Annotated in this window: 13 protein-coding genes; 9 read left to right on the top strand and 4 right to left on the bottom strand. The window is 53.3% G+C overall.

The annotated features are described in order from the left end of the window. The first annotated feature begins 12 nt into the window (after positions 1–12). Both lsrR and lsrK read left to right on the top strand, forming a co-directional pair. Positions 13–963 (top strand): transcriptional regulator LsrR, encoded by a 951-nt coding sequence (gene lsrR / locus AB7038_RS08105; RefSeq protein ID WP_049241706.1) that lies wholly within the window; start codon positions 13–15, stop codon positions 961–963. A gap of 85 nt (positions 964–1048) precedes the next feature. Next, the gene (gene lsrK / locus AB7038_RS08110) at positions 1049–2644 is read left to right on the top strand and encodes an autoinducer-2 kinase (protein WP_368888414.1); all 1596 of its coding nucleotides are present in this window, start codon (positions 1049–1051) and stop codon (positions 2642–2644) included. A gap of 192 nt (positions 2645–2836) precedes the next feature. On the opposite strand, the gene AB7038_RS08115 is transcribed toward lsrK, so the two are convergent. Further along, positions 2837–3181 carry a RidA family protein gene (locus AB7038_RS08115; protein ID WP_004237501.1) on the bottom strand — a complete coding sequence of 115 codons (345 nt, stop codon included), beginning with the start codon at positions 3179–3181 and terminating at the stop codon, positions 2837–2839. Positions 3182–3281: 100 nt separating this feature from the next. Here AB7038_RS08115 and AB7038_RS08120 point away from each other — a divergent pair, with 100 nt between their 5' ends. The 5 genes from AB7038_RS08120 (at position 3282) to rnd (ending at position 9956) form a co-directional block, all read left to right on the top strand. Continuing rightward, positions 3282–5207: an ATP-dependent DNA helicase gene (locus AB7038_RS08120; RefSeq protein WP_369453080.1), complete on the top strand. Its 1926-nt coding sequence runs from the start codon at positions 3282–3284 to the stop codon at positions 5205–5207. 84 nt (positions 5208–5291) lie between these two features. After that, on the top strand, positions 5292–5993 hold the full coding sequence (gene tsaB / locus AB7038_RS08125) for a tRNA (adenosine(37)-N6)-threonylcarbamoyltransferase complex dimerization subunit type 1 TsaB (protein ID WP_072867878.1): 702 nt from the start codon (positions 5292–5294) through the stop codon (positions 5991–5993). 84 nt (positions 5994–6077) lie between these two features. Then, entirely contained in the window at positions 6078–6668 is a 591-nt protein-coding gene (locus tag AB7038_RS08130) for a Slp family lipoprotein (RefSeq protein WP_368888411.1), read from the top strand. A 304-nt stretch (positions 6669–6972) separates the two neighbouring features. After that, complete coding sequence (gene fadD / locus AB7038_RS08135; protein WP_369453081.1) at positions 6973–8664, top strand: long-chain-fatty-acid--CoA ligase FadD; 1692 nt, start codon at positions 6973–6975, stop codon at positions 8662–8664. Between the two features lie 146 nt (positions 8665–8810). Further along, positions 8811–9956, top strand: coding sequence for a ribonuclease D (gene rnd / locus AB7038_RS08140; protein WP_368888409.1), 1146 nt, complete (start codon positions 8811–8813; stop codon positions 9954–9956). Positions 9957–10005: 49 nt separating this feature from the next. On the opposite strand, the gene minE is transcribed toward rnd, so the two are convergent. From minE to minC, 3 genes are read right to left on the bottom strand one after another with little or no spacing between them, the layout of a single operon-like run. After that, positions 10006–10299, bottom strand: coding sequence for a cell division topological specificity factor MinE (minE, locus tag AB7038_RS08145; RefSeq protein ID WP_004237509.1), 294 nt, complete (start codon positions 10297–10299; stop codon positions 10006–10008). A gap of 3 nt (positions 10300–10302) precedes the next feature. Further along, a complete protein-coding gene (gene minD / locus AB7038_RS08150) occupies positions 10303–11115 on the bottom strand; it encodes a septum site-determining protein MinD (RefSeq protein WP_004237510.1) in 813 nt (270 codons plus the stop codon). 22 nt (positions 11116–11137) lie between these two features. Beyond that, the gene (minC, locus tag AB7038_RS08155) at positions 11138–11848 is read right to left on the bottom strand and encodes a septum site-determining protein MinC (RefSeq protein ID WP_368888408.1); all 711 of its coding nucleotides are present in this window, start codon (positions 11846–11848) and stop codon (positions 11138–11140) included. A gap of 159 nt (positions 11849–12007) precedes the next feature. Here minC and AB7038_RS08160 point away from each other — a divergent pair, with 159 nt between their 5' ends. Together AB7038_RS08160 and AB7038_RS08165 are read left to right on the top strand one after the other, a co-directional pair. Next, entirely contained in the window at positions 12008–12292 is a 285-nt protein-coding gene (locus AB7038_RS08160; protein ID WP_369453082.1) for a YcgL domain-containing protein, read from the top strand. Between the two features lie 37 nt (positions 12293–12329). Beyond that, the gene (locus tag AB7038_RS08165) at positions 12330–13424 is read left to right on the top strand and encodes a lytic murein transglycosylase (RefSeq protein WP_369453083.1); all 1095 of its coding nucleotides are present in this window, start codon (positions 12330–12332) and stop codon (positions 13422–13424) included. The last annotated feature ends 31 nt before the right edge of the window (positions 13425–13455 follow it).

Below are 13455 nucleotides of genomic sequence, written 5' to 3' on the forward strand. Positions count from 1 at the left end.
TCCGTTTCTTCGATGGACTATGACGCCTCAGGACTTAGTATGAATGAAGAAGAGTTATTGGCCCGTATTGCCTGGTTTTATTACCACGATGGTCTCACGCAGGGAGATATCGGGGATCTGCTCGGTCTGACACGGCTGAAAGTTTCGCGTTTGCTCGAAAAAGGACGTCAGTCCGGCGTCATCCGGGTGCAGATAAACTCCCGGTTTGAAGGCTGTCTTGAACTTGAAGATATTCTGAAAAAAAGATTTTCGTTAAAACAAATTCGCATTCTCCCGGCACTGAACGGCCCGGAGATCCACACCCGTCTCGGCGTGGCAGGTGCACATCTGCTGATGTCCCAGCTTTCGCCCGGTCAGTTACTGGCCGTCGGGTTCGGGGAGGCGGCAATGGCGACATTGCAGCATCTGAGCGGGTTTGTCTCTTCGCAGCAAATCCGTCTGGTGACACTTTCCGGCGGTGTCGGGCAGTACATGACCGGCATCGGCCAGCTTGATGCCAACTGTCCGGTCAGCATTATTCCTGCACCACTGCGGGCATCGAATGCCTCAGTAGCCGCGACATTCCGTCAGGAACGCAGCGTGCAGGATGTACTGATGGCGGCCAGCGCAGCGGATATCGCGGTTGTCGGCCTGGGGGCGGTGAATCAGAAACAGGATGCGACCATTATGCGTTCCGGCTATATCAGCAGCGGTGAACAACTGATGCTGGCACGGCGCGGGGCGGTCGGGGATATCCTCGGCTACTTTATCGGTCGCGAAGGGGAACTGACAGAAGAGGTTGAGATGCACCGCGAACTTATCGGCATCACGCCCGCAGAACTGAAAAATATTCCGACGGTGGTCGGGGTGGCGGGCGGAGAGGAAAAAGCCGAGGTGATTGTGGCGGCACTGCTGGGGGGCTATATCAACTCCCTGGTAACAGACGAGCAGACGGCGCGGGTGATGCTGACATTATTAACCTGATGCACTGACTGTCCCGCAGACGAAAATCACGCTGTATTTCATGGTGTAACGGTATCAGTCCAATTGAATTTGTGAGGATGGCGACATGAATCAGATTACGGGCAGCGGCTCATCAGAAAAATACCTGATGGCGCTGGATGCGGGAACAGGCAGTATCAGGGCCGTTATTTTTGATCTTCACGGCAATCAGGTGGCGGTCGGACAGGCGGAGTGGCGTCACAACGAGCTGCCGGATGTACCGGGCTCGATGGAGTTTGATCTGCCGGTGAACTGGCAGCTGGCGTGTCACTGTATTGCGCTGGCACTGAAAAATGCCGGTTTACCCGCTTCAGCGATTGCCGGGGTGGCGGCCTGTTCGATGCGCGAAGGCATTGTCCTGTATGACCGCAACGGCGAACCGATCTGGGCCTGCGCCAACGTGGATGCGCGCTCAAGCCATGAAGTCAGTGAATTAAAAGAACTGTACGATAATACTTTTGAATATGATGTTTATCAGTGCTCCGGCCAGACCTTAGCCCTCGGCGCCATGCCGCGTCTGCTGTGGCTGGCACATCACCGGCCTGATATTTACCGGCAGGCGGGGACACTCACCATGATCAGCGACTGGCTGGCCTGTAAACTGACCGGTGAGCTGGCGGTTGATCCCTCCAATGCCGGCACCACCGGGATGCTGGATCTGAAAACCCGTGACTGGCGGCCGGGCCTGCTGGAAATGGCCGGATTGCGCGCGGATATTCTCTCTCCGGTTAAAGAAACCGGTACGGTTCTGGGTTATATCACAGCGAATGCCGCGAAAGAGTCCGGTCTGGCAGAAGGCACGCCGGTGGTGATGGGCGGCGGGGATGTTCAGCTGGGTTGTCTCGGGCTGGGCGTGGTCAGAGCAGGACAAACTGCGGTACTCGGCGGCACGTTCTGGCAGCAGGTGGTAAACCTGCCTGCACCGGTCACCGATCCGGATATGAATACCCGCATCAACCCGCATGTGATCCCGGGAATGGTACAGGCAGAATCCATCAGTTTCTTTACCGGCCTGACGATGCGCTGGTTCCGTGATGCATTTTGCGCGGAAGAAAAAATCATCGCGGAACGTCTCGGCGTGGATACTTATTCGTTATTGGAGGATATGGCCGCCCGTGTGCCTGCCGGCTCCCACGGTATCATGCCGATTTTTTCCGATGTGATGCGGTTTAAATCCTGGTATCACGCAGCACCTTCTTTTATTAACCTTTCTATTGATGCGGAAAAGAGTAACAAAGCCTCGCTGTTCCGCGCACTGGAGGAGAACGCCGCGATTGTTTCCTCCCTGAACCTCGATCTGATTGCAAAATTCAGTGGTGTGAAAGCGGATTCACTGGTATTCGCCGGTGGTGGTTCGAAAGGTAAACTGTGGAGCCAGATCCTGGCAGATGTTACCGGGGTGCCGGTACGGGTGCCGGTTGTCAAAGAAGCGACAGCGCTGGGGTGTGCGATAGCCGCCGGGGCAGGTGTCGGGCTATATGATGATATGGTGACGGCGGGTGAGCGTCTGGTGCAGTGGCAGCATGAGTATCAGCCAAACCCGGCACACCGTGAGGTTTATGATAAAGCCAAACTGAACTGGCAGAAGGTGTATGCGGATCAGCTCTCGCTGGTGGATTCCGGCCTGACAACATCGATGTGGAAGGCACCGGGACTGAAATAATTCCCCGTTTCAGTAAAAAGCAGAGATACAGTGTGTCCGGGTAAACCTGCGATGACGGGCAAAGGAAACGAAAAGCATGCGCGTCATGGATGACGCGCCTGAGCGCACAGGGATGTGTTTACAGCGACTTTTCGTTTTTGCCCGTCATCAGCAGAGACACTGAATTAACAGAGATCTCTGCTTTTTCAGCACTTATACAGCCGCGATCACTTTGATTTCGACTTTATAATCCGGGTGCATCAGTGCCGCTTCCACGGTGCAGCGCACCGGCGCACTGCCTTTCGCGACCCATGCATCCCAGGCGGTATTCATACCGGCAAAATCGGCTTTGTCTGCGAGGAAAATGGTCGCATCGAGGATTTTGCTTTTATCTGAACCGGCGCGGGCCAGAATTTTATCGATCGCGTGCAGGGCACTGGTGGTCTGGGCAGTAATATCGCCGCTCAGATCTTCCGGAACACTGGTGTAATAAACGGTGTTGTTGTGCACAACCGCTTCAGACCAGCGGTCTTCCGGATCAATTCGCTGAATTGTCATTCTCTCTCCTGTAAATATATCCAGTTTCTTACACGGTAAGGTGGTGCTATTGCTCAACCCTTGGCATAATTAGCGCCTATTTTGTCAGAAGAGAACGCGCGTGTCAGACGATTTTGCAAAAAACGGCCGCTTAGCCCGTGTCATTCCCGGTTTTCAGCCGAGGGAAGCCCAGGTCACCATGTCGGCGGCGATCAGCCGGATAATTGAAACGCAGGGACAACTGGTGGCGGAAGCCGGGACCGGGACCGGCAAAACTTTTGCCTATCTGGTACCCGCGCTGCGTGCCGGAAAGAAAACCATTATTTCCACCGGCTCTAAGGCGTTGCAGGATCAGCTCTATAACCGCGATCTCCCCACCATTGTTCAGGCGCTGGATTATGACGGCAAAGTGGCGCTGCTCAAAGGGCGCTCGAACTATCTCTGTCTGGAGCGGCTGGAGCAGCAGACCCTCGGCGATATCAATATGGAGCCGGAAACCCTCACGCAGATAGTGGCGGCGCGGCGCTGGGCGACAGCGACGGAGCTGGGGGATATCACCACCTGTCACGATATTCCGGAAGACAGCCCGGTCTGGCCGCTGATCACCAGCACCAACGATAACTGCCTCGGCAGCGACTGTCCGCAGTATAAGGATTGCTTTGTACTGAAAGCCCGGCGTAAGGCGCTGGAAGCGGATGTGGTGGTGGTCAACCATCATCTGTTTATGGCGGATCGCGTGGTGAAAGACACCGGTTTCGGGGAGCTTATCCCGGAAGCGGATGTGATTATTTTCGATGAGGCGCATCAGATCCCGGATATTGCCAGTCAGTATTTCGGCCAGCAGCTCAGCAGCCGTCAGTTATTTGATCTCACCCGCGATATCACATTAGCCTACCGCAGTGAACTGCGCGACCAGGCACAGTTACAGAAATGCGCTGATCGCCTGACCATGAGTGTGCAGGATTTCAGGCTGGCACTCGGTGATACCGGTTTTCGCGGTAATCTGCGGGAATTGCTGGCACAGCCGCAGTTTCAGCGGGCGCTCACACTGCTCGATGATGCTCTGGAACTCTGTTATGACGTGATGAAACTCTCCCTTGGCCGTTCCGCTATGCTGGATGCGGCGTTTGAACGGGCGACCCTGTACCGCAATCGGCTCAAACGGCTGAAAGATGTCTCCATTCCCGGTTACAGCTACTGGTTTGAAAGCTATGGCCGTCATTTCCTGCTGGCACTGACACCACTGACCGTGGAAGACAAATTCCGCGAAATGATGAGCAACCAGAAAATGGCGTGGGTGTTTACGTCCGCGACACTGTCGGTGAATGATGATCTGCACCATTTTACCCGCCGCCTCGGGCTGGATAACGCCGAAACCCTGATCCTGCCGAGTCCGTTTAATTATCAGGAGCAGACGCTGCTCTGTGTGCCGCGTTTTCTGCCCTCGCCGAATCAGTACGGTGCGGCAAAACAGCTGGCGGAACAACTGCGTCCGCTGATCAACCACAACCGCGGCCGCTGTTTCTTTTTGTGCACCTCACACCAGATGATGCGCGATCTTGCCGCCGAATTCCGCCAGTCACTGACACTGCCGGTACTGGTGCAGGGCGAAACCAGTAAAACACAGCTGCTCCGCGATTTTATCTCCTCGGGTAATGCCTTGCTGGTGGCCACCGCCAGTTTCTGGGAAGGGGTGGATGTGCGCGGTGATGCGCTGACCTGCGTCATCATCGATAAACTGCCGTTTACCGCGCCGGATGACCCGTTGCTGAAAGCCCGGATGGAAGATTGTCAGGTGCACGGCGGTGATCCGTTCCGTGATGTCCAGATTCCGGATGCAGTGATCAGCCTTAAACAGGGAGTCGGGCGGCTTATCCGTGATACGGAGGATTACGGCGTGATTGTGATCTGCGATAACCGGATTGTCATGCGGCCTTACGGGGAAATCTTCCTGAAAAGTCTGCCGCCGTCGCCACGGACCCGTTCACTGACCAAAGCTGCGGAATTTCTGGCAGCACGACAATCACAGCGCCGCACAGCGGAATAACACTGAATCAGTTTCGCAATAAAAGTCACTGTTACTATGATTTTTTTGTTACCATAAACCTTATTTATTTGCCGGAGTTATGGCATGTCCAGCCGAATTTTAGCCTTAGATACAGCAACAGAAGCCTGTTCTGTTGCACTTTACAACAATGGTGAGATCACCGCTGATTTTGCCGTCACCCCCCGCGAACACACACAGCGCATCCTGCCGATGGTGCAGGCGGTGCTGGCACAGCAGAATCTCTCTCTCCGTGATCTTGATGCACTGGCCTTTGGTCAGGGGCCGGGCAGCTTTACCGGTGTGCGGATTGGTGTCGGGATCGCGCAGGGCCTGGCGCTGGGCGCTGAATTGCCGATGATCGGTGTCTCATCACTGGAAACCATGGCGGAAGGGGTTTTCCGTACCAGCGGGCTCGCCCGTGTCCTGGTCGCTATTGATGCCCGGATGGATGAAGTGTACTGCGCGGCGTATGTCCGTGATGAGCAGGGCATTTTCCGGCAGGAACTGGCGGAAGCGGTGCTGAAACCGGCTGATTTTGTCACCCGCTGTGCCGCACTCACCGGCGAATGGGGACTGGCAGGTACCGGCTGGGCGGCGTATCCGCAGATGCAGGAAACGCTGACGCTCAGTACTCAGATGACAGAGATTACGCTGCCGCATGCACAGGATATGCTGCCGCCTGCGCTGAATGCACTGCGCCGCGGGGAAACATCTGCCCCTGAATCGGCGGAGCCGGTGTATCTGCGTAACGAAGTGACCTGGAAGAAATTACCGGGCCGCGAATAAGGTAAAAAATAGCCTGTGTCAATTGTTGAACCGGCAATCATCAGCCACAATAAATGAATACTATCCGTCACAGGAGCTCATATCATGATGAATCGCTTACGGGGCAGTCTGAAGTATGGTGTTGTGATTGTATCACTGGCGCTGACCGGCTGCGCCACAGTACCGGAATCCATTAAGGGCAGCGGCACCACGATGCTGACGGATTTTCAGGCCGTTCAGAAAGCGCCGCAGGCCTATAAAGGGATGGAGGCACGTTTCGGCGGGCGGGTACTCAGCGTGCAGAATCTGCCGGATATGACACAGCTGGAAATCGCGGTGATGCCGCTGAACAGCACCGGTGCGCCATTCCTCGGTTCAACCATTACCGGCCGGATGTATGCCCGGATCAACAGCTTTATGGAGCCGGACAACTTCCGTGACCAGTATGTCACCGTAGTCGGGCTGATGAACGGTACACAAGCCGGTAAGATCGGCGACGTTCCTTATATTTTCCCGGTCATTGATGTCACCGGCTTCCAGCGCTGGCACCAGTCACGGCAGGTGATTATGCCGCCGCCGGTGTACGGTCCGGATCCTTGGCGCTGGCATAACGGGTACTACGGTGGCGGGTATTATGGCGGCGGCTGGTACTATCCGCCGGGACCGGCGGTGGTGCAGGATTATTTAGTGCCTTAATCGCGCGGATTTACGGGTATGGTAACCTTAAAGTTCAGCATAAATGCGGATTTGAGTGTATAATCCCGTCCGCGATGATAAGCAGGAATGATTATCCTCAGCTTGTTACAGTGAATAGATTAAGAGGCGGCATTTGCCGCCTCGATTGTTATCTGGCTTTATAAAACAAATTAGTGATGTGACTCTCAACCTGAAACAGAAAAATTATCCGAAAACGCCGTTTTATGTAAATACTTTATTTATGTAAATATTTTGTTAACGCCGGCGGGTCATGAGATGAGCAGCAATAATCAGGAGTAAAACCTTGGAAAGAGTCTGGCTTAAACACTATCCGGAAGATGTCCCGGCAGATATCAATCCTGACACCTATGCCTCAATGGCAGAGATGCTGGAGAATGCGGTATCACGCTTTGCGGACCAGCCCGCCTTTATCAATATGGGCGAGGTGATGACCTACCGGAAACTGGAAGAGCGAAGCCGCGCATTTGCCGCTTACCTGCAAAACGGATTGGGGCTGAAAAAAGGGGATCGCATCGCGCTGATGATGCCGAACTTACTGCAATACCCGATAGCCCTGTTCGGGATCCTGCGGGCAGGGATGGTGGTGGTGAACGTCAACCCCCTCTATACACCAAGAGAGTTAGAACATCAGTTAAATGACAGCGGCTGTGCCGCGATTGTGATTGTTTCCAATTTTGCACATACCCTCGAAAAAATCGTTTATAACACGCCAATCCGCCATGTGATCCTGACCCGTATGGGAGATCAGCTTTCCCGGCCGAAAGCGACGCTGGTGGATTTTGTGGTTAAATACATCAAGCGCCTGGTGCCGAAATATAATCTGCCGGATGCTATCTCATTCCGCCGCGCTATCCATCAGGGTTACCGCATGCAGTATGTCAAACCGGAAATTCACCGTGAAGACCTCGCATTTCTGCAATATACCGGCGGAACCACCGGGGTGGCCAAAGGTGCCATGCTGACTCACCGCAATATGCTGGCAAACCTTGAGCAGGCGCGCGCAGCGTATATTCCGGAACTGAAGGTCGGCAAAGAACTGATTGTCACGGCACTGCCGCTGTATCACGTATTTGCACTGACCGTGAACTGCCTGCTGTTTATTGAGATCGGCGGCCGTAACCTGCTTATCACCAACCCGCGTGATGTCAGCGGTACGATCAAAGAACTGAGCAAATACCCGTTCACGGCCATTACCGGGGTAAACACACTGTTTAATGCCTGGATCAACAACCCGGAATTTCACAAACTCGATTTCTCCACTCTGAATCTCTCTGTCGGCGGCGGCATGCCGGTGCAGAAAGCGGTGGCGGAAAACTGGGAAAAACTGACCGGCAAACACCTGCTGGAAGGCTACGGGCTGACAGAGTGCTCCCCGCTGGTCGCCGGTAACCCGCATAACCTGAAAAGTTACAGCGGCAGTATCGGATTCCCGGTACCGTCCACTGAAATCCGCCTGCTGGATGATGACGGCACGGATGTACAGGAAGGGCAGCCGGGGGAAATGTGGGTCCGTGGTCCGCAGGTGATGAAAGGGTACTGGAACCGCCCGGATGCCACCGCAGAAGTGCTGAAAGATGGCTGGGTCGCCACCGGGGATATCGCGCAGTTTGATGAAAGCGGTTTTCTGCACATTGTTGACCGCAAAAAAGACATGATCCTGGTGTCCGGCTTCAACGTCTATCCGAATGAAGTTGAGGATGCGGTCATGCTGCATCCGGCAGTGCTGGAGTGTGCGGCCATCGGCGTGGAGAGCGAAAGCTCCGGTGAAACTGTGAAGATTTTTGTCGTCCGCAAAGATAAATCACTGACAGAAGATGATTTACGTCTGCACTGCCGCCGTTATCTGACCGGTTATAAAGTCCCGAAAATCATTGAATTCCGTGATGAATTACCGAAATCCAATGTCGGTAAAATTCTGCGCCGCGAACTGCGCAACGAGGAAAAGCACAAAACGGATATTCAGCCGGTTGCATGACACCACATCAGGCCGCAGAATAATAACGCCGGTTTTTACCGGCGTTTATCTGTTCTGTTATGACTATTGATTGAAATACCCTGATCTGTTGAATTATTCTGTATCACACCACTTAACCACGTCGTCAAAGACTAAGAGAAGTTGTTTTGAATTATCAGTTGATTACCAGCGATACACACCTTGCCGCCTATTGTGAACAGGTTACCGGCAAACCTTATCTTGCTCTGGACACTGAGTTTGTCCGGATCCGGACCTATTATCCGCATCTCGGTCTGGTTCAGCTTTATGACGGGGAGCATCTCGCACTGGTCGATCCGCTGGGGATCACTGACTGGACACCGCTGAAAACCTTACTGACTGCGCCGGATATGATCAAATATCTCCATGCGGGCAGTGAGGATATCGAAGTCTTTTTCAACAGCATGGGATGTGTGCCGCAGCCGCTGGTAGATACCCAGGTGCTGGCCGCCTTTACCGGACATCCGCTCTCCTGCGGGTTTGCCACGCTGGTGGAAACCTACCTCGGCGTTGCCCTGGATAAAAGTGAATCCAGGACTGACTGGCTGGCGCGACCTCTGACAGAAAAACAGTGTGAATATGCAGCAGCGGACGTGTATTACCTGCTGCCGCTGGCGGAAAAACTGACTGAAAAAGTCCGTGCTGCCGGTTACCTGGCTTCTGCGGAAGAAGAGTGCGCCATGATGGCGCAGCGCCGTATTACCCAGACTGATCCGGCGGAAGCCTACCGCGATTTCAGCGGTGCCGCACAACTGCGTCCGCAGCAACTGGCCTGTTTACAGAAACTGGCGCAATGGCGGCTGGAACAGGCGCGTCAGCGTGATATGGCTGTCAACTTTGTGGTACGTGAAGAACATCTGTGGAAAGTGGCGCGTTATATGCCGACCTCGCTGGGTGAGCTGGACGGGCTGGGGCTGACCGGGCAGGAAATCCGCTGTCACGGCAGGCGCCTGCTGGCATTAACGGAAGAAAGCCGGGTACTGAATGAGGCCGATTATCCGCCAGCGGTTGAAAATGTGTCCGACCATCCGTTATACCGCAAAACGTTTAAGGCGATCAAAGCACGCATTACTGAGCTGAGCGAAGCGGAACAATTCAGTCCGGAACTGCTGGCATCACGCCGTCAGATTAACCAGTATCTGAATAAAGTGTGGGGATTCCGGGCTGCATCCGAAGAGCCGGAACTGCTGAACGGCTGGCGTAAACCATTGCTGGAAACTGCACTGGCAGAGGTGGTTGCCGGTGTTGAAGCCGGTGCTGTCTCCGGGGAATAAACAGCAAAAAACACGGCGGGGTAAACCGCCGTGTTATCAGTCACCGAAACTACTCTTTTTTTGCAGTCTCGTCTTTTTTCGTGCCTTCATCGCCTTCAGGCAGCGTGACGTTCAGTTCAAGAACGGATATATCATCGCCTTTCTGCTCGAACTGGACAGACAGCATCTCCGGATCGACCTGCACATACTTGCAGATAACTGCCAGTAAATCGCGTTTCAGATCCGGAAGGTAATTCGGTTCAGATTCACCGCGGCGACGCTCTGCAACAATGATTTGCAAACGTTCTTTTGCAATATTAGCTGTCGGTTTTTTTCTCGACAGGAAGAAGTCTAACAGCGCCATGGTTTACCCCCCGAATAAGCGTTTTAAGAAACCTTTTTTCTCTTCCTCAATGAAACGGAAAGGACGATCTTCACCCAGAATACGGGCGACAGTATCGTCATAAGCTTTACCTGCATCTGATTCCTGATCCAGAATCACCGGCTCACCCTGGTTGGATGAACGCAGAACAGACTGATCCTCCGGAATCACACCGATAAGCGGGATGCACAGGATTTCCAGCACATCTTCCATACTCAGCATATCACCGCGGCTGACACGGCCCGGGTTGTAACGGGTAAGCAGCAGATGCTCTTTAATCGGCTCCTGTCCCTGTTCCGCACGGCGGGATTTGGAGGACAGGATCCCGAGAATACGGTCAGAGTCGCGGACAGATGAAACTTCAGGGTTGGTGGTAATAATGGCTTCATCAGCAAAATAGAGCGCCATCAGTGCGCCGCTCTCAATCCCTGCCGGGGAGTCACAGATGATGAAATCAAAGTCCATCTCACCTAATTCGTTCAGCACTTTCTCCACACCTTCACGGGTCAGCGCATCTTTATCGCGGGTCTGCGATGCAGGCAGGATAAATAAATTTTCAGTCCGCTTATCTTTGATAAGTGCCTGATTCAGTGTGGCATCGCCCTGAATAACGTTCACGAAGTCATACACGACGCGACGCTCACACCCCATGATTAAGTCAAGGTTACGCAGACCGATATCAAAATCGATCACAACGGTTTTCTTTCCTTTCTGGGCAAGGCCGGTCGCTATGGCCGCGCTGGAAGTGGTTTTGCCTACGCCACCTTTACCTGAAGTAACAACTAAAATGCGTGCCATGGAATTATTCCTTGTTAAAGGTCTATATTAGATTGTTGATAGTGAGTTCATTATTAACCAGACTGAGTTTGGCCGCTTTCCCGGCAAATTCGCCGGGGATTTGATCACTCAGCCAATATTGTCCGGCGATAGAAATCAGTTCCGCATGCAGATGAGTGCAGAAAATCTGGCTTTCCGTATCACCTGCCGCGCCGGCTAACACACGTCCGCGCATCAGCCCGTAAATATGAATATTACCGTCCGCAATGAGTTCCGCGCCCGCACTGACATTGGCGGTCACGATAAGGTCACTGTTCGGTGCATAAATGCGCTGGCCGGAACGGACAGGCACATTAATCAGCCGGGTCTTCCGGCAGGATGAATCTGCGGCGGATGATACTGCCGGTGTTTCAGGCTCCGGCGCTTCCGGTTCAGCAACACGGGCACTCTTGCCCTCATTGAGCAGCGGAAGCCCGCTGCGGGTTGCAGCCCGGCGCATTTTCTCATCCTGACAGCCGCTGATCCCGACAATCCGCAAACCGGCCTCAGTGACGGCCCGGCAGATAATTTTCAGGTTCGCGCCGGATGAAATCTGGCTGACATTAAGCACAACAGGGGCATTCTGGAAAAAGGCAGGCGCCTGGCTGACTTTTTCGCGCACAGCCTGTTCAATAATCTGAGGATCCTCATTATTCAGATGAAGAACCGAAAGTGTGAAGTTACTGCCTTTAAGATCAATTGGCGATGGTGACATCTGTCCGACTCAGTATAATTAGCGGCCCGCTATTCAGCCATATATAAATTGCATTGCAGCGACGCAATGCCGGGTAACGATATTATCAAAAACAATAGCATGTTATAGTTAGTGCCATTTACTGGCAAGTCACGATTTGATTTAAACGGGATAATTCCAATGTTGTGTGCAATTTACAGAAGTCCGAACCGCGATCAAACCTATTTGTTCATCGAAAAGAAAGATGATTTCTCTCGTATCCCGGAAGAGTTGCTGAAAAGTTTCGGCAAGCCTGTCTTCAGCATGCTGATCAACCTTGCTAACCGCGATAAACTGGCCAATGCGGATATTGAGAAAGTGAAACAGGAACTGATCGATGCCGGTTATTATCTGCAGTTCCCGCCACCGGTGGAAGATCTGTTATCAGAATACCGGGATACACTGAATATTCAGGATAAATCCTAATAATAATCCCCGCGAAATAACCAGAAAGGATATCGCTATGCGCCTGACATTATTAAGCGCCGTGATTATTACGGCATCGCTGACGGCCTGCAGTGCATCTCAGACACCGGTTTTACCGGCAAAATTAACGGCTGATGTCCCGGCAGCACAACAGACAGCTGCAGCACGGTTGTCCGTGGCGGATTTACAGCGGGAATTTCCGGCTGACTCACGGACAGCAGAACAATTTCCGGCCTATGCTGAACAGCTGAAAGCGATGGCGCGTCAGGAGGGTATTAAAGAATCCACACTGACCCGCGCTTTTGAGAATTTTCATTTTATCGAACGTGTTATAACGTCTGATAAAAACCAGCCGGAGAAAAAAGTCACGCTGGATGATTATCTGGCCCGCCGTGTGACTAAAGGTGCTGTCAGCGCCGCAGTAAAACAGCATGATGCCAATGCGGCGCTGTTATCCGGTATCAGTCAGCGTTACGGCGTGCCGCAGGAATATATTGTCTCCCTGTGGGGACTGGAAAGCGGTTTCGGCCGTTATCAGGGTAAAGAAGATGTGATTTCCGCCCTGGCAACCCTGGCCTATGAAGGCCGCCGCGAAGAAATGTTTATCAAACAGTTTATCGCGGCACTGCAGATTATCGACCAGGGCCATATCCCGGCAGATCAGCAGCTGAAAGGCTCCTGGGCCGGTGCGATGGGACAAAACCAGTTTATGCCGGCCAGCTATCTGACTTATGCCGTGGACGGTGACGGCGACGGCGTGGTGGATATCTGGAATAACAAAGCAGATGTGTTTGCATCCACCGCAAATTATCTGGCCACTGAAGGCTGGGTAAAAGGGCTGCCGTGGGGATATGAAGTGACTGTTCCCGCAGGCTTTGACCGCAGCATTGAGGGAACAAAGAAAAACCAGAGCAAAACACTGGCGCAGTGGAAAGCCCTGGGTGTGACACTCCCTGCACAGGCAAATCTGCCGGAATCGACCCCGATGTGGTTAGTCGTACCGGAAGATAAGCAGGAGCGGGTGTATCTGGTCACACAGAACTTTATCACCATCATGCACTGGAACCGCTCGTACTTCTTCGCACTCAGTGTTTCACTGATGGCGGATAATGTCGGTGCGGAAATCCGCTGATGTCATCAGAATAATAAATTAAAGGGGTAAG

This window comes from Morganella morganii (genome assembly GCF_041099235.1).
GTDB classification, from domain to species: Bacteria; Pseudomonadota; Gammaproteobacteria; order Enterobacterales; family Enterobacteriaceae; genus Morganella; species Morganella morganii_E.